The following is a 17,488-nucleotide window of genomic DNA, read 5'->3' as shown; positions in this document are numbered from 1 at the left end:
CCGCTTTCTTGTGAGAGCGGGACTCTTTGTCTTACATGCCTTTTTTCTGGTCGCGGTATTTCCCAGGAGTTGTACCTTCCAGCTTTTTAAAGGATCGGATGAAATTTTGCGGGTTTTTATATTTCAGTTTTTCCGAAATTTCTTTGACGGACATATCGGTTTCTACAAGCCAGTTTTTAGCGACATGGTGTCTGTAGGAAGAGAGATATTCACTAAAGGAGATATCCATTTCCTTTCTGAAAATGCTGCTTAAATAATTGGGATTGTAATGCAGGCGTGTGGCGATTTCATCCAATGTGAGATCTGAGTCGAATTCTTGATGAATGATATGAATGATTTTTTCTGAGATGTTTTTGTATTGTGAGTCTTCACGTGCAGCAAGCTGGTCAATAATTGGCCGAATGATTTCATGTTTCAGCCATGCTTCCGTATCTTCAAAGGTTTTAAATTCAAAAATCGTATCATAGAGCATTTTGTTATCTTCAACCTCAAATAATTCAATGCCCAGCAAATGCATCAGCTCAATTAAATTGTTTAAGAAACGAGCGAGGGCGATATGGTATTCGTGCGGTCCTGCATTTTTAGAAAAAATGGATTGCAGGAGCACATGTAAATAGTGATCCGCTTTGCCTTGATCGCCAGCTTTCATCGCATCAAATAAATCATGCTGCAGCTGCTTTGGAAAATGGGTTTTGAACGTCTTTCCTTGCTGGATATGCTCATATAAGATAATGGACTTTTTCTCTGCTTTGAGTCTGTATTTTAAGGCTTCTTTTCCTTCAATGTAAGCATGTTTTGCCATCGTGAGTTCCTTAAACTGGCGGCTGATCCCAATGCTGATCGATAAACCGAGCTCTTCTTCAATACGCTGCTGTATGCTTTCTGCTAATTGATTTAAATATTCAGTAAACTCTTCATCTGACTTTGAGTGGTTGAGGATAATCGTTGTTTGATGCTGATTGACAACGGTTGGCTGAAGGTGCTCCTCTTGCGGAATAATCTGCTCGATCAGTCCATTGATCGCAAATAAAAGCAAGTCAGCATCTTTTTTTTCATAAGGTGTTCCTTTTAACGTATCGATTTGGGTCACAAGCATAGACAAATGAGACCAGCCCTGAGGAAAGCCTAAGCTTTGGAACCGGTTGTTAACTTCTTCATCTGTCAGCTTTCCAAGCAGCAGCCGTACCATAAAGTATTGCTGTAAGTGTGTCACTTGCTGCTCAATCCGTTCCTCTAAATCATTGTTTTGATCCTTCATTTGTTTAATACTCGATTCAATCAACTCAAATTCATTTTGAAAAGGCTGTTTTTGCAAAAATGATTCATTACGTGCAAATGACTCGTATAATAAGCGGATTGGTTTATAAAAGTGTCTGGAACCAAACCATGAAAATAGTAATGAAAGCGCTAACAAAATGGTGCAGATAATAAAGGTAATCCACCCAATTGATTTCGTTTGCTGTTTAAGCTCTGGAATAGAAACGAAGGATAGGTACGTCCATTCATTATAATCTGATTTTTGAAATGTGATTTGATAGTTGAGTTCGTCGATCTTCATATCAAATTGCCCTGATCGTTTTTCAAGTGAGAGCACATGCTTGACGAAATCCTGATGTTTCAGCGATTCACCAATTTGTTCTTTGCGATTATGTAGCAGCACTTTTCCGTTTGTATCGATCACAAACATACTATCCGATTGAGAGAAGTCAGGCATGTTATCAGCAATGACGCAGCTTGGAATGCTGGCGACAGCGATTCCCTTTTTTTGAACGCTGTTCATAGGCAGTTGTTTGATTAAATTCACATTGTACTTACAAAAGGATGCTTTTCCTTCTTTTGTCGCAACAAGTGGATTATTCTCTTCAAGTGCCCAGCTTGAGTGACTTGGTATATTGAGGTAAGAGGTCAGCGCTTTTTCTTGGTCTTCGCTTGTGACATGATAAAGCCCCGAATTGTTCATGTACCAGTCTTCCATTTTACTGACGAGTGTAATATTGGAAAGATCGGTGTCAAAGGTTTGCAGGTAGTTCAGTTCCTGCTGTACTTGATTATAAAGCTGGAATTGGTCTGGATTTAAAGGTTCTGCCAGTGTTTGAAGGAGAGGCGGCGAACTGACATAGTGAGTGAGAGAATGATCAACAGTTTTTAAAATATGCTCAATATTGGATTGCGTTTGTTTAACGCTGTCGAGCTTTTCATTTGAGATATTTTCAAGTGCTGTTTTTTGTGAATGCTGATAAGAAAAAATGCCGACAATGATAACAGGAATCGTACTAAGTATGAAAAAAAACGTCACTAGCTTGTAATAAAATTTGTACTGCCTTCTTTTCATAAAACCCCCCATTTCAAACAAAACAATCTTTTCCCCTTAATTTATTAATCCAAAAATCTGGTAGGTTTGTCAATAATCATTTTCTGAGATTAGGATCATTTTCTTATGTTTTATGTAACGTTTTGAGTAGCATCACCTATGAAAATATGATCTGTTGATATGATTGTAGACGGATTTTTCATCCTTAAGATACAGTTAACACATGCATTAGCATGAGGGGAGGCTTTATCAATGAAAACAGAGGATGTCACTGCCAAGGGTGTGCCTGCGGCAGCTTTGAAAAGCGAAAAAAGAAAGCGCTTACTTAATCAATTGCTTAGTCAAAAGTTTTTGTATTTAATGATTTTGCCGGGGCTCATTTATTTTATTGTTTTTAAATATGTGCCAATGTGGGGGCTCATCATTGCCTTTCAAGATTACCAGCCGTTTCTCGGCATTCTTGGCAGTGAATGGGTTGGATTCAAACACTTTATTCGATTGTTTACAGAACCAACATTTTTCATCTTATTAAAAAATACACTGATTTTATTTGCCATGAATGTCGTGATTTTCTTTCCAATTCCGATCTTATTAGCCCTTCTTTTAAATGAAGTGAGATTGGCATTGTTTAAGAAATTTGTACAGACGATGATTTATATCCCTCACTTCATGTCATGGGTGATTGTCGTGTCCTTATCTTTTGTTTTGTTAACAGTAGATGGCGGGTTAATGAATGAATTGATTGCTTTCTTTGGAGGAGAAAAGATTAACTTCCTTCTTAGTCAGGAATGGTTTAGACCGATGTACATTTTACAGGTCATCTGGCGGGAAGCAGGATGGTCAACAATCATTTACCTTGCGGCGATTACAGCGGTAGATCCGCAGCTATATGAAGCAGCAAAAATGGATGGGGCCGGGAGACTGAGACAAATGTGGCACATCACACTCCCTGCCATTAAAAGTGTTATTGTGGTTCTGCTTATTTTAAAAATCGGTGATACGCTTGAGCTTGGCTTTGAGCATGTCTATCTATTACTGAACGCAACGAACCGGGAAGTAGCAGAGATTTTTGATACGTACGTTTATACAGCAGGTCTTAAGCAAGGACAATTCAGCTATAGTACCGCTGTTGGTTTATTTAAAGCAGCCGTTGGACTTATTTTGGTCATGCTGGCAAACCGTTTAGCGAAGAAATTCGGGGAAGAAGGTATTTATTAAAAAGGGAGATGAGGAAGAATGACTTTATCGATTGAAAAGGGATCACCGCTTGAGCATGCAGAGAAATTAGCACAAACCATTATGAGAGCGTATACACCGATTGAGCTGCCTCCAGCTGGAAGATGGCATTATCATCAAGGGGTTTTCCTTTGCGGCGTCATGAAGCTATATGAGGCAACTGGGAACGAGGCGTATTTCGATTATGTGAAAAACTATGCGGACTCACTCATTGATGAGTACGGAAATTTATTATTTCGCAGGGATGAGCTTGATGCCATTCAAGCAGGACTCATTTTATTCCCTCTTTATGAACGAACGAAAGAGAAGCGGTATGTGCTGGCGGCGGAGAAGCTGCGCGGACTTTATCGTACGCTAAACCGCACGTCTGAGGGCGGATTTTGGCATAAAGACAATTATGCTTATCAAATGTGGCTCGATGGTCTCTACATGGGCGGTCCTTTTGCCTTAAAATATGCTCAGCTTAAAGGTGAAGAGTCACTAGTGGATATGGTCATCCATCAAGAGCATCTCATGAGAAAGCATACGAAAGATGAACAAACAGGTCTGTATTATCACGCGTGGGATGAACGGAAAACGATGCCATGGGCTGATCAAAAGACCGGCTGTTCCCCAGAATTTTGGGCAAGATCGTTTGGCTGGTATGTCCTTGCATTAGCAGATATGATCGAGGATCTGCCCAAGCATCATGAAAGGCGGAAGGTGTGGAAGGAAACGCTGACAGACATGCTGGAAAGTGTGGCAAAGTACCAGGATCAAAAGACAGGTCTCTGGCATCAAATCATTGATAAAGGAAATCACAGTGACAATTGGCTTGAAAGCTCAGGGTCGTGTTTATTCATGTACGCCATGGCAAAGGCCATGAATGAAGGGTATGTAGGTCTCAGTTATATTGATCATGTGGTCAGAGCATATCAAGGCTTGATTCAGCATAAGACGGCTGAGAAAGAAAATGGTGATTTTACCATCAATGATATTTGTATCGGAACATCTGCGGGATTTTATGATTACTACGTTGGAAGAGAGCGGAGCACAAATGACTTGCACGGGGCAGGCGCTTTTATTATGGCGTTAACTGAGCTAGAAAAGCTGTCTGTTTTTCAAAAGGCATGAGGAGGCGAAAAAGAGCCGCTGTATGGCTCATCAGTTTTATCGCTGCCATTTGTTTATCTGCCTGTCAGGGGAAAACAAACGGGATCGATGTCCTGATTTTTTCTGATATGTCAAAGGGAATGAAGGATCAACTAGTGGAGAAGGCTTTTCAGCCGGAACAAGAGACTTATAGCGTCCACATCTTTCCGGCGATTCCTGAAAAGCTTCTTGTTGAAATTACCTCAAAAGAGGGGGACGTGATGCTTGTTCCAGAAGAAATGTTTAGAACGTATGATGATCCTGAAAGCTTTCAGCTGCTGGAAGAGATGAAAATAGGCGATCAAGCAGCAGGACCATATACGGTCGAGGACAAAAAGACAGGGAAAACGGTCGATTATGCGGTTCAAATTAATAAAGGAAAGAAAAAACTCAACGGCTATACCTTTCAATTACACCGAGATATGGTCGCCTTCATTCCCGTGTATGCTGATAAGTCGGAAGAGGCGCTGTCTCTTATGAAACAGCTTCGTGAAAACCAATAGAAAATGGGGTGGGGAATGTGAAACGGGTCGTGATTTGCGGGCTGAGCCATCGTGCGTTCAATATGTTTATTAAACCACTCACAGAGGATTTCAATGAGCATTATCGGATTACAGGGCTCCTCGATATAGATCATCAGCGGTATATACTTTGTCAGGAGCGTTTTCCGTCACTCCGGGGCGTTTCGTTTTTTCATGAAGATGCATTTGATCAGATGGTCAAAGAAACAAAACCAGATATCGTCATTGTGGCAGGCAGGGATGACACACATGTCACATATATCATGCAGGCACTTGACCATGATCTAGATGTCATCACCGAAAAGCCGATGGTGACAACAGCAAAAGACGCCAAAAAAGTGATGGAAAAAGAGGCGGAAAGTAAAGGGAAGGTCACGGTCACCTTTAATTATCGCTACAATCCTTTCCATCGAAAGGTAAAAGAACTGATTCTAGACGGGAAAATTGGAAGGGTCACTTCTGTTGAACTGAGCTGGCTTATTGATACGTATCATGGTGCTAGTTATTTCAAAAGGTGGAACCGTACACGTCAATTTTCTGGCGGACTGTCCATTCATAAGTCGACACATCATTTTGATCTGGTCAACTGGTGGATTGATCAAAAGCCGAAGCAAGTATTTGCCTACGGGGCGCTGAACTATTACGGCAGCAAAAGCCCTTGGAATCCCTTGCAGGGGGAGGAAAATAGATTTTGCGGAACATGTCATGTGAAGGATATATGTCACTATGAAGCAAGGTGGAATCCGCGGGTTGAGCGCTCGAAGGTGGAGGACGACCATATTGAATCCGGTCAGGAGCAAACGCAGCAGTACTCAAACTATCGCCCGGATGCGTGCATTTTTGATCAGGAAATTGATATTGAGGATACATATGTGGCGTCAGTCGCTTATGATCAAGGGGCTCTGCTTAGTTATTCGATTCAATTCTCAGCCCCATATGAAGGCTATCGTCTGGCTATTAATGGGACGAAGGGGCGTATTGAAACAAATGAGTTTCATGTGCCATCAAGAATTCCATTTCAATTTCCAGAACAAACAATTTCTTATTACCCGATGTTTGGATCAAAGGAGACGATTGAAGTCGTAAAGCAGCCAGGCGGACATGGCGGAGGAGATCCTCTGCTTTTGGCTGATTTATTTATAGGAAAAGATCCCTTGATTCACTATGACATCTTAGCAGGAGCAGAGGCTGGTGCTTATTCGATTGCTCTTGGGGAAGGCATGTGGCGCTCTGTCGCAGAAAAGCGCCCAATTGAAATCGATGAATTGTTTCATAAAGAGACGGTGTAAAGAGAAAGAGAGGAGGGGAAAGAGATGGATCATGATGGTTCAATGAGCAGAATGCTGAGGATGTGTGAGTGGGTGATGAGGCTCGCCTATACGAATTTGTTATGGCTTTTGTTCACCATCCTGGGGCTTGGCGTATTTGGCTTGATGCCTGCGACCACTGCGTTATTTTCCGTGATGAGAAAGTGGATTCAAGGGCATGAGCAGGTCAATGTATTCCGCACTTTTTGGAAGGTATTCAGGGAGGAGTTTATACGCTCTAACATCATTGGAGTGGTGCTATGCATCATTGGAACGATTATTTATGTCGACCTTGCTTATATCTATCCGGCGAGCTGGCTCTTACATGTGCTTCGCTTTGCTATATATATTTTCGGTTTTCTGTTTATTGTGAGCTTATTTTATATTTTTCCGCTGCTTGCGCATTACGATTGGAAAAAACGTCTCTATCTGAAATTCTCTCTTCTGCTTGGTATCTCATATTTGCAATATACACTCTCTATGCTTGTTTTCTCGGCTGTGCTGTTTGTTCTGTTTGCTTATTTACCGGGAATCGTGCCGTTTTTTAGTGTGAGCATAATCGCCTATGGTCATATGTGGCTGGCCTATCAAGTCTTTAAAAAGGTAGAGTTTGAAATTGAGTACGAGACAGCCGAAGTAAAGAAGCGGCTGCCGTCTTTCCTTCAATCAAAGCGGGTGAATACGCAGTGAAGTGAATCATTTGCTATAATGGTGTCACCGTAATGAAAAGGAGAGATGAGAGTCGTGTCAGTGAAAGAAATTTCAATAGAAGAATTAAAACAAAAGCTGGAGCAGGAAGACGCCATTCAGCTTATCGATGTACGTGAGGATGAAGAGGTAGCAGAAGGGATGATCCCGGAAGCCATCCACATTCGAATGGGCGATATCCCTGAGAAGCTGGATGCATTCAATCAAACGCAGGAATATTATATTATTTGCCGTTCTGGTAAACGTAGTGAAAATGTCTGCTATTACCTAGAAGATCAAGGCTACCAAGCGACAAATGTCGTTGGCGGGATGCTTGCTTGGACAGGAGAAACAAAACCGAAGCTGTAAATAGAAGGCCTTTCATCTTAACGATGAAAGGTTTTTTTGTTCATATGCCTCTTTCTATTTGCATAAAGATAGAGTAGCGAGAGAAGGGAGAGTGGCATAGGTGCTAAAGGTAGCTGTATTTGATGAAGAGCATGAGAAAGATTTGCAGAGTGAAATCAATCATTTTTTAAAAGGAATGGATGACGACCAAATCATTGACATCAAGTACAATGTAGCGGTGATCTGTGAGCAGGGAGGGGAACAGCTCTACTGTTTTTCTGCACTCATTTTATATAAAAAATAGACGGCTTCAAAAAAGGACCTGCTTGAAGGGTCCTTTTTCTTTGGTTAGCTGGCGTCTCTTTCTTTCTCACAAACAGGACATGTTGTATGCTCTTTTTTGATCACGTTTAACGAAACTGGATCTGGGTTGTACTTGAACGTAGGTAACGTCATATAAACCTCCATTATGTAGAAAGTGATGATTCATCACTATTTTAAAGGAAGCCTCAAGCTCGCGACAATCTTAAATTGTATATATAGAAAAAAGCCGTTCGGATAAGGAACGGCTTTTTCTCGCTTGCGATTATGCTTTTTTTACTCTTGGACTTCTTGGTTTATTGACTTGATTGGTTTGTTTGATGATTCTTCGTTCATCATTTAGTGATTTATACAGCGAGACAATCATCAATATGATGACAACGGAGAACGGCAAGGCTGCGAGCTTGGCTGTATTTTGCAGGGCTTCAAGTCCCCCTGAAAATAAAAGCACAGCAGCAACAGCCGATTGGATAATGCCCCAGCTGACTTTGACACTGCCAGAAGGGTTCAATGATCCGTAGGTTGTCTGCATTCCAAGCACAAATGTAGCTGAATCAGCCGATGTAATAAAGAATACGGCGATTAAAATGAGTGCCAGTATCGATGTAATCATCGCCAGCGGATATTCATTCAGTACACCGAAGAGCATCGTTTCAGTTGAAAGACCTGCAACATCGACAATATTCTTTTGCTGTAAGTCCATTGCAGATACACCGAAAATCGAGAACCATAGGAAGACTAGGATGGAAGGTGCGACTAAGACACCCACTAAAAATTCGCGAATTGTTCGCCCGCGTGACACTCTAGCGATAAAGATCCCGACAAATGGAGCCCAAGAAATCCACCATGCCCAATAAAAGATTGTCCATCCATTAATCCATTCTCTCTTTTCAGGATCATTTGGAGATAGACGGAAGCTCATTTGAACGATATTTGATAAGTATTGTCCAATCGAGTCAGTAAATGAATTTAAGATAAAAACAGTTGGACCTACCAAAAGTAAGAAAAACATCAGAACAGCTGCTAATACCATATTGATATTACTTAAGTATTTAATGCCTTTTCCAATCCCGCTTAAAGCAGATGCAAGGAAAAGCACCGTCACAATGATAATAATGATCAATTGTGTGCTAAAGGCAATTGGAATATGAAAAAGATAATTCAATCCACCATTTATTTGTGCCGCACCTAATCCTAGGCTTGTTGCAACACCAACCACAGTTGCAAATACCGCAATACAATCGATGGTTTTACCGATCCATCCGTGAATTTTATTTCCTAAAACGGGCTGGAGTGTTGCACTGATTAAACCAGGTGCATCTTTTCTAAATTTAAAGTAAGCAATGCAAAGTGCAACAATGGCATAAATAGCCCATGCATGAAGCCCCCAGTGGAAAAAAGTATAGCGAAGGGAATCGCGGAAGGCCTGCGCAGTTTCAGTCTCCCCTGTTGGTGACTGAATAGCATAGTGGCTGATCGGTTCAGCTGCTCCGTAAAAAACAAGACCAATTCCCATACCGGCACTAAATAGCATAGCAAACCAAGAAAATAAACCAAATTCAGGCTCTTCCCCGGGTTTTCCTAGCGTAATCTTACCGATTGGGCTAAAGATAAAGAATAGACAAAAGCCGACAAGCAGTGATACCACTAACAAGTAATACCAGCCAAAGTCATTTGTAATGTATGTTTGAATTTGATCTGTGACATTTTGCAATGTGTCTGGAGAAAACGCTCCCCACATCACGGCAACAAATGTGATCGCAATCACAATCCAAAATACACTTGATACGTTTTTCACACCATCTCACTCTCCTGTTGTTCTACACGTTTAAGCAGAGGACTTCGCTTAATATCCCCTAACTCAACTTATTTCAAACAAAAAGAGGCGAGCTTCTCACTCGACCTCTACTTTACCGTAACATGTTTTGCTTTCATTTATCAACTATCGATATGGGAAGACGATTTTTCCTCAATTCGTTTACGAAGACGGTAGACATATTCTTTTAAACATACTGCGAAAATGGTAAACGCCAAAACAATGGCGACTTTTAACGGGGTAATGGACAGCTTCAAGAAAACAGCAGCTGTCAAACTGATAACGACCGCAAGAACAATCGGTAATGCACGTCTGATCATTGATCTCTCTCCTTTGCTTCTAGTGCAGCATTCATGCCGGCAAGCCTGCCTGTCACAAGTGCTGATGTGATATTGTAGCCGCCTGTGTAGCCATGGATGTCTAAAATTTCTCCGCAGAAATAAAGACCGGGCATTTTTTTAGACGCCATTTTCTTCGGTTCAATTTCCTTCACAGAAACGCCGCCTCCTGTCACAAACGCTTTGTCCAAGGATAGCGTACCATTTGCATGCACAATAAAATGTTTACAATCATGGGCAAATGCACGCAGTTTATCCTTGGCTAGACCAGAGAATGTGTCTTGTGGATCAATCCCGTTCCGTTCTAACAGAAACAATAAATAGCGTTCTTGCATCCAAGACTTGAGGACATTTTTAATGGCTTTCTTCGGTTCATCTTTAAGGTCACGATGAAGCTTCTGGAACAGCTCCTCGTCATTCAGCTTCGGATATAAGTCTATTTGCAGGCGGACTGTCGGTTGTTTTTTCAATTCCTTCACAACAAATCCGCTGCATCTAAGAACAGCTGGACCTGATAAACCAAAGTGAGTAAAAATCATATCCATGACATGTGTGACGACGGGTTTTCCTTTTTTATTTAAAACACTGACAGCCACACTTCTTAAAGAAAGACCTTGAAGCACTTTTTCTTTAATAAATCGTTCATCGGATGTGACCGGTACCTCTGTTGGGAAGAGCTCTGTAATGGTATGACCGGCTGCTTCTGCCCATGCATAGCCGTCACCAGTAGAGCCGGTATGCGGCACACTTTTTCCGCCGACAGCAATGACGACAGACTTACTTGAAATTTTTTCATCATTATTTGTAACAATTCCAGCTGCTTGTCCGTCTTGATACAGAACTGTTTTAATTTTTTCGTTCGTTCGAATGGTGACATTGAGGGCTCGGAGCCTGTCTAGAAGGGCATCCACAACAGATTGTGCTTTGTTTGAGACAGGGAACATACGTCCATGGTCTTCTTCTTTTAGTTCAATGCCAAGGTTTTCAAAAAACGAAATAATATCCTCGTTGTTGAACTCAGAAAATGCACTATATAGAAAACGGCCGTTTCCGGGAATATGTTTGATGATTTCTTCTACTGGAAGGCGATTGGTGACGTTACAGCGTCCGCCGCCAGAAATGGCCAGCTTTCTGCCAAGTTTGTTTCCTTTGTCAATTAACAGAACAGTCGCACCGTGCTCTGCTGATGCAATCGCGGCCATCAGCCCAGAAGGTCCGCCGCCAATGACAATGACATCATAATGTTTCATGTTACATTCCTCTTTCTACTTTCAGTCATTTTTCTATTATAACGAAGATTAGGGAAGGCTGAAATATGAATTGATTGGTTTTGTGACTTCCGTATTGGATTTGTTACCTGTGTATTGAATTGATGTGGTAAAATAGTTAAGTTGAATATTCATTAGAAAAATGGTGGTTAAGCGCATGTCTAATAAACTGCTTCGTGGTACGTTGGTTTTAACGATAGGGACGTATCTCTCTCGTATTCTTGGTATGATTTATTTAATTCCATTTAGCGCAATGGTTGGAGCTACTGGTGGTGCGCTATTCCAATATGGATACAATCAGTATACGATCTTTTTAAGTATCGCTACGCTTGGTTTTCCAACAGCGGTATCAAAATTTGTTTCCAAATATAATGCGATCGGCGATTATGAGACAACAAGAAAAATGTTCAGGGCGGGTATGTCGGTCATGCTTGTCACCGGGATGATCGCCTTTTCTATTTTATATTTGTCCGCACCGATTTTTGCCAAGATTCAGCTTGGCGGATCAAATGAAACAGGCGGTTTGACTGTCGATCAAGTAGTATATGTGATTCGAATGGTCAGCTTAGGTCTTTTGGTTGTACCGATCATGAGTCTTGTACGCGGGTTCTTCCAAGGACACTCCATGATGGGACCGACAGCTGTTTCCCAAGTGATTGAACAGCTTGTCAGAATCATCTTCCTATTAACGGCGACGTTTATTATTTTAAAGGTGCTTGACGGCGGGCTTGTCATTGCTGTCGGATATGCAACATTTGCGGCTCTGATCGGTGCATTTGGCGGTTTATTCACGCTTTATTTATATTGGCTGAAGCGGAAGGACAGGCTCTTAGCCATGCAGCCGAATACAGGCGCTCACTCTGATTTATCTTATAAGCAAATGTTTACAGAGCTGTTTAGCTATGCGGCGCCGTATGTGTTTGTTGGACTTGCGATTCCAATTTATTCTTATATCGATACAAACACAATTAACAGAGCCATGATTGCATCCGGACATCAGGATATTAGTACAGCGGTATTGTCCATTGTGACGTTATATTTACCGAAGGTCGTGATGATTCCTGTGTCACTTGCCACAGCGTTTGGCTTAACATTGATTCCGACGATTACAGAATTATTTACAGCACGTAATTACAAGCTGCTCAATAGACAAATTGATCAGACGATGCAAGTCATTTTATTTTTCGTGCTGCCTGCTTCATTTGGTATCTCGGCATTGGCTGGACCGGCTTATTGGTTTTTCTATCCGTCTGTTCATCCTGAGATTGGGATTTCCATTTTGTTCTGGTATGCACCTGTTGCATTATTGTTTTCTTTATTCACCATTAATGCAGCGATTCTGCAAGGGATCAACAAACAAAAATTTGCGATCGTCAGTCTTTTGTTAGGGATCATTATTAAAACGGTTCTGAACATCCCGCTAATCAGCTGGCTGCAAGGAAATGGTTCTGTATTGGCAACAGCATTAGGCTACAGTGCGTCCATCTTGTATATGTTTATCATGATTAAACGCCATGCCGGCTATTCGTTCCGCAGAATTTTCAAACGTTTTATTCTCATTGGTATTTTAACGGCGATCATGGCTGTCGTGGCATATTTGACAAGTCAGCTTGTGAGCCAAGTGATTTCTTATGAAGGCGGAATTGTACAAGCGGGTATCGTCATTTTGATTTCCATGATCACTGGCGGCGGTGTGTATATGTTCTTGTCTTATAAGGTGGGATTACTAGAGCGTGTACTTGGCAGCCGTATGCCGAAATTTTTAAGAAAAAAGAGTTAAGAAGAGGTAGATATTCATGAGGCTTGATAAATTACTTGCTAACAGCGGCTTTGGTTCAAGAAAAGATGTGAAAAAGCTTGTCAAGGCCCGGGCGGTCACAGTGAATGGAGAAGTGGCAAAGCAGGTGAAAGATCATGTTGATCCATCAAATGATGAAGTGCTCGTACACGGAGAGCGTGTAGAATATAAAGAATTCATTTACTTAATGATGAACAAGCCAGACGGGGTGATCTCAGCAACTGAAGATCTGCGGGATGAAACGGTTGTCGATTTACTTGAGCCGGAGGATATCGCAAGGGAGCCATTCCCTGTGGGGAGACTGGATAAGGATACGGTCGGTCTCCTTCTCCTCACAAATGATGGACAGCTTGCTCATCAATTACTTTCTCCAAAAAAGCATGTGCCAAAAACGTATGAGGTTCATTTGAAATATCCTTTAGGAGATCAAGACATTAAGCGTCTTGAAGAGGGCGTTGTCATCTTAGATGATTATCACACGAAGCCGGCGAAGGTGGAAGTAGATGCGAATGAAGACGAAGATACACGCATCCGTTTAACGATTACTGAAGGGAAGTACCATCAAGTGAAGCTGATGGCGCAAGCGGTGGGAAATGAAGTGATCTTTTTAAAAAGGCTCTCGATGGGGGCTGTCTCTTTAGATGAAGATCTAGCACCTGGAGAGTACCGTGAATTGACGGATGAAGAATTAGACAGCTTAATGAATCGCGAATAACATAAGAACAAAAGAAAAGAACCGGCATATCGCCGGTTCTTCAGCGTGTAGACAAACCCTCGCATTCTTTGTCAGTCCTGCGCGCTGGTGCTCACGAATGTTAAATTCGCTCCGCGCCAGTGCTCGTTCTTCCTAGACTTCAAAGGTTTTCTATCACGCTGTAAAGAAGACAAAGGGCTAAAATAAAAATCATTTTAGCCCTTCGTCAACAATTTGTAAAAGAAAAGAACCGGCATATCGCCGGTTCTTTTTGTTATATGGACAATTCATTATACGCTTAAGATGATATTTTTACTTTTTTTCTCGTTGTTTCCCATTTGCCTCTGCTTGGACTATGAACAAGATCGTTATAGGCAAGCACGTTTAAGTCTCTTTGAATGGTTCTAGGTGTGATCCCGAATTCATCAACCAGCTCTTGTGTCGTCACAAGACCTTTCTCTTGAATGAACATATAGACTGATTTGATTCGAGTCATCATACGGTTTGTTGAAGGTTTCAAAAAACCACTCCCTATCAATAAGATCGGATGGACTTGACTAACCACAACTTACTACACTAAAACTGCGAAATAAGGACATGCAACAATGGTAAATGTTCGTGTTTGTTAATGTTTTATTCTATTATACACGTTATTATGCATCTAGTTCCACCAAAAAGTCAACTTTACGTGTTTTTAAACTTGTCTTCATGAAATGAAATATGGTATATATCATGATTTGAATCCGGTTACAACCCAATAATGATAAGGGATGCGATTGGAGCTGACATTTTCAAATGTCCAAAAAATAAACACAGAAAATTTACAAAATAAAAAATTCAGTGAAAAGCAAAAAGACACATTCCATGTGAGGATGTGCCTTTTTTGTTTCTGTTATCCTTCTAAGAAAAAGAGCTGAATGAAAAATAAGACCGCAAAGATGAGAACAAGCACATGTACTTCTCTCCATTTCCCTTTCGCCAATTTCACAAGCGGATATGAAATAAATCCAAGTGAAATCCCTGTAGAAATACTAGAAGTCAGCGGCATCGAAAGAATGACAAGAAAAGCAGGGAATGCTTCGTCTAGTTCGTTCCAGCGAATGCGTGACACTGAGTTCATCATCAAACAGCCAACAATGATTAAAACAGGTGATGTGATGGATGGTAAAGAAGAAATCGCTTGAACGAGCGGGCCAAAAAATAATGCCACAATAAACAGTGCAGCGACCGTTAGAGACGTCAGCCCAGTTCTTCCGCCAGCAGCAACACCTGATGATGATTCAATATAAGCAGTGGTTGGGCTTGTACCAAACATAGAACCAACCGTCGTTGCAGCCGAGTCAGCGAGCAGGGCTCTGCGCACTTTTGGCAGCTGGCCATTTTTCATTAATCCGGCTTGTTCTGCAACGCCGATCATCGTGCCTGTTGTATCAAAAATCGTCACCAGTAAGAAGGAGAAGACGACGGCATACAAATGATGAGAGAACACGTCACCAAAGGCAGAGATTGGATTTGTAATCAGCATGCCTTCAGGCAGTGCAGGGATGTCCATCAGTGTTTTAGGGAAATGAAGCTGGCCAGTTGCGAGCGCAATCAATGTGGTCGCTAACATACCGATAAACAGTGCACCATTTATTTGCAGAACCATTAAAATAACCGAAATCATTAAGCCGACAAGCGTTAAAATGACAACAGGCGAGCTTAAATTGCCAAGCTTCACAAGGTTTTCTGGATCAGCAGCGATGATCCCAGACTGACGGAGGCCGATGAATGCAATGAAAAGCCCAATTCCTGCTGTAATGCCGTACTTTAAATTGTCTGGAATGGCTTGAATCAGTTGTTTTCTAAGGGATGTTAACGATAAAATAATAAAGAGTATACCAGCAACAAATACCGCACTAAACGCTGTTTGATAGCTGATGCCGCCACCGCCGACAACGGTAAAGGTGAAATAGACATTCAGTCCCATGCCTGGTGCAATGGCAATCGGATAGTTTGCAAATAGTGCCATCCAGAGCGTACCGACAACAGCAGCGATGATTGTTGCAGTAAAGACTTGGTCAAAAGGAATACCTGCTTTTGAAAGAATTCCCGGGTTGACGGCAACAATATAGACCATAGTAAAGAATGTCGTCATACCAGCGATTATTTCTTTCTTTATGTTGGTTTGATTTTCTTTTAACTGAAACATAAAATCCTCCATTTACGAACATTATTACAAAACAATTAATATAATATTCGTTTTAAGGGTGGATTGCAACCTTTTTTCAAGGAGGAATGGAAAAATGAATTGGGAAGCTGAAGTAATACGAAAAAAAGACGATTTGATCAAGGACACACAATCTTTTTTACAAATTGAAAGTGTCCTTGATGAAGAAGGCGGCAAAGAAGGAAAGCCATTTGGTGAAAAAGTCGATGATGCCCTGCAGTATATGCTGAAAAAAGGGGAAAACGAAGGTTTCACAGTCAAGAATGTCGACGGCTATGCGGGTCATATTGAATATGGGGAAGGCGATGACATTGTAGGTGTGCTTTGCCATGTGGACGTGGTGCCTGCTGGTGACGGCTGGACAACCCCGCCATTTTCAGCTGACATCAGAGAAAATAAAATCTTTGCACGCGGGGCTATTGATGACAAAGGCCCAACCATGGCGGCATTTTATGCGCTGAAGATCTTAAAAGATTCTGGTCTGCAGCTGTCGAAAAAAATCCGCATGATCATTGGAACAGATGAAGAAAGTGATTGGCGCTGTGTGGATCATTATTTCAAGCATGAGCCAATGCCGCAAATTGGATTTGCACCAGATGCCGATTTTCCGATTATTCATGCGGAAAAAGGGATCATTGATGCGGTTGTGTCATTTACATATCAACAAACAGCGAATCATCAGCGCTATACGCTGAAGCAATTTACATCGGGTATGAGGCTCAATATGGTACCGGATGAGGCAGCTGCTACTGTGACTGCTGCACAGGAACACGATGCTGAATCATTAAAAACAGCCTTCGAAGCCTATCTTGCTGATCATCAATTATCTGGCGAGGTAAAAAGCGCAGCAGATGGACTGCATTTTACATTAAAAGGGGTGTCCGTTCATGCCATGGAGCCGGCGCATGGGACAAATGCGGGCATTTATATGGCGAATTTCTTATGCGGACACGATTTAGATGAGCAGGGACTTGCCTTTACTTCCCAAATCAACGCTTTATTTGATCAAGATACAAGAGGACAAAAGCTGGGAATTGCTTGCAAAGATGAGATTAGTGGAGATTTGACGTTGAATGTTGGGACAATCCGCTTTAAACAGAATGAGGAAGCAAAGCTAGGGTTAAATGTCCGCTATCCAGTAACAGCAGACGGCAAGGACGTCAAAAAAGGAATTGAAAGCATCAAAGGGGCAGCCCTGCTAAAATTCGAAGACAGCCCTCCGCATCACGTCTCAAAAGATCATCCGCTTGTGAAAACCTTGCAGCGGGTATATGAGGAACAAACGGGAGATCCTGCAACCCTTATTGCCATTGGGGGAGGAACGTATGCGAGATCTTTAGAAGCAGGCGTTGCCTTTGGACCTTTATTTCCTGGCAGACCAGACTGCGCCCATCAAAAGGATGAATATATTGAAATTGATGACTTACTGAGAGCAGCTGCTCTTTACGCACAAGCTATGTATGAATTAGCAAAATAGAAATGGAAAAGAGAAGAGGGGATTCA

The 17,488-nt window shown here is 41.7% G+C and carries 17 protein-coding genes; 10 read left to right on the top strand and 7 right to left on the bottom strand.

The features are described 5' to 3' along the window. Positions 1-31: 31 nt before the first annotated feature. Positions 32-2,332, bottom strand: a complete 2,301-nt coding sequence (locus MHH65_RS13900; protein WP_034280716.1) for a helix-turn-helix domain-containing protein — start codon at positions 2,330-2,332, stop codon at positions 32-34. A 231-nt stretch (positions 2,333-2,563) separates the two neighbouring features. On the opposite strand from MHH65_RS13900, the gene MHH65_RS13895 reads away from it, so the two are divergent. The 7 genes from MHH65_RS13895 (at position 2,564) to MHH65_RS13865 (ending at position 7,845) form a co-directional block, all read left to right on the top strand. Continuing rightward, a complete protein-coding gene (locus MHH65_RS13895) occupies positions 2,564-3,529 on the top strand; it encodes a sugar ABC transporter permease (RefSeq protein ID WP_024424886.1) in 966 nt (321 codons plus the stop codon). Between the two features lie 18 nt (positions 3,530-3,547). After that, complete coding sequence (locus MHH65_RS13890; protein ID WP_268414239.1) at positions 3,548-4,660, top strand: glycoside hydrolase family 105 protein; 1,113 nt, start codon at positions 3,548-3,550, stop codon at positions 4,658-4,660. Next, positions 4,657-5,181: a hypothetical protein gene (locus MHH65_RS13885; RefSeq protein WP_024426200.1), complete on the top strand. Its 525-nt coding sequence runs from the start codon at positions 4,657-4,659 to the stop codon at positions 5,179-5,181. Before MHH65_RS13890 ends, MHH65_RS13885 begins: the two co-directional genes overlap by 4 nt. A 17-nt stretch (positions 5,182-5,198) precedes the next feature. Continuing rightward, complete coding sequence (locus MHH65_RS13880) at positions 5,199-6,488, top strand: Gfo/Idh/MocA family oxidoreductase (RefSeq protein ID WP_268414238.1); 1,290 nt, start codon at positions 5,199-5,201, stop codon at positions 6,486-6,488. Between the two features lie 24 nt (positions 6,489-6,512). Then, a complete protein-coding gene (locus MHH65_RS13875; protein WP_061109497.1) occupies positions 6,513-7,196 on the top strand; it encodes a YesL family protein in 684 nt (227 codons plus the stop codon). A 54-nt stretch (positions 7,197-7,250) separates the two neighbouring features. Beyond that, positions 7,251-7,562 (top strand): rhodanese-like domain-containing protein, encoded by a 312-nt coding sequence (locus MHH65_RS13870; protein ID WP_061109496.1) that lies wholly within the window; start codon positions 7,251-7,253, stop codon positions 7,560-7,562. A gap of 100 nt (positions 7,563-7,662) precedes the next feature. Beyond that, complete coding sequence (locus MHH65_RS13865) at positions 7,663-7,845, top strand: sporulation protein Cse60 (protein WP_024424881.1); 183 nt, start codon at positions 7,663-7,665, stop codon at positions 7,843-7,845. A gap of 44 nt (positions 7,846-7,889) precedes the next feature. Here the strand turns inward: MHH65_RS13865 and MHH65_RS13860 are convergent, their stop codons facing one another. The 4 genes from MHH65_RS13860 to MHH65_RS13845 all read right to left on the bottom strand — a co-directional run bounded on the left by MHH65_RS13860 (position 7,890) and on the right by MHH65_RS13845 (position 11,266). Next, positions 7,890-7,997: a CbrC family protein gene (locus MHH65_RS13860; RefSeq protein WP_242025934.1), complete on the bottom strand. Its 108-nt coding sequence runs from the start codon at positions 7,995-7,997 to the stop codon at positions 7,890-7,892. Between the two features lie 130 nt (positions 7,998-8,127). Then, positions 8,128-9,660, bottom strand: coding sequence for a BCCT family transporter (locus MHH65_RS13855; protein ID WP_034279475.1), 1,533 nt, complete (start codon positions 9,658-9,660; stop codon positions 8,128-8,130). A 140-nt stretch (positions 9,661-9,800) separates the two neighbouring features. Continuing rightward, positions 9,801-9,998, bottom strand: coding sequence for a hypothetical protein (locus tag MHH65_RS13850; protein ID WP_024424878.1), 198 nt, complete (start codon positions 9,996-9,998; stop codon positions 9,801-9,803). Further along, positions 9,995-11,266 (bottom strand): NAD(P)/FAD-dependent oxidoreductase, encoded by a 1,272-nt coding sequence (locus tag MHH65_RS13845; protein ID WP_024426195.1) that lies wholly within the window; start codon positions 11,264-11,266, stop codon positions 9,995-9,997. The genes MHH65_RS13850 and MHH65_RS13845 overlap by 4 nt, the downstream gene beginning before the upstream one ends. 175 nt (positions 11,267-11,441) lie before the next feature. On the opposite strand from MHH65_RS13845, the gene MHH65_RS13840 reads away from it, so the two are divergent. Then, positions 11,442-13,064, top strand: coding sequence for a polysaccharide biosynthesis protein (locus MHH65_RS13840; protein ID WP_176966865.1), 1,623 nt, complete (start codon positions 11,442-11,444; stop codon positions 13,062-13,064). A gap of 16 nt (positions 13,065-13,080) precedes the next feature. After that, on the top strand, positions 13,081-13,797 hold the full coding sequence (locus MHH65_RS13835) for a pseudouridine synthase (RefSeq protein ID WP_046312109.1): 717 nt from the start codon (positions 13,081-13,083) through the stop codon (positions 13,795-13,797). 277 nt (positions 13,798-14,074) lie between these two features. Here MHH65_RS13835 and MHH65_RS13830 read toward each other — a convergent pair whose 3' ends face one another. Both MHH65_RS13830 and MHH65_RS13825 read right to left on the bottom strand, forming a co-directional pair. Next, positions 14,075-14,296, bottom strand: a complete 222-nt coding sequence (locus MHH65_RS13830; RefSeq protein WP_008356419.1) for a DeoR family transcriptional regulator — start codon at positions 14,294-14,296, stop codon at positions 14,075-14,077. A gap of 372 nt (positions 14,297-14,668) precedes the next feature. Beyond that, positions 14,669-15,967 carry an NCS2 family permease gene (locus MHH65_RS13825; RefSeq protein ID WP_034279487.1) on the bottom strand — a complete coding sequence of 433 codons (1,299 nt, stop codon included), beginning with the start codon at positions 15,965-15,967 and terminating at the stop codon, positions 14,669-14,671. Between the two features lie 94 nt (positions 15,968-16,061). On the opposite strand from MHH65_RS13825, the gene pepV reads away from it, so the two are divergent. Beyond that, positions 16,062-17,462, top strand: a complete 1,401-nt coding sequence (gene pepV / locus MHH65_RS13820; RefSeq protein ID WP_268414234.1) for a dipeptidase PepV — start codon at positions 16,062-16,064, stop codon at positions 17,460-17,462. Positions 17,463-17,488 lie beyond the last annotated feature (26 nt).

It is taken from the genome of Bacillus sp. FSL L8-0654 (assembly GCF_038629965.1).
Lineage (GTDB): Bacteria > Bacillota > Bacilli > Bacillales > Bacillaceae > Bacillus > Bacillus safensis.
The sequence above is the reverse complement of the archived record's forward strand: the minus strand, read 5'-3'. Positions and strand labels throughout refer to the sequence as shown.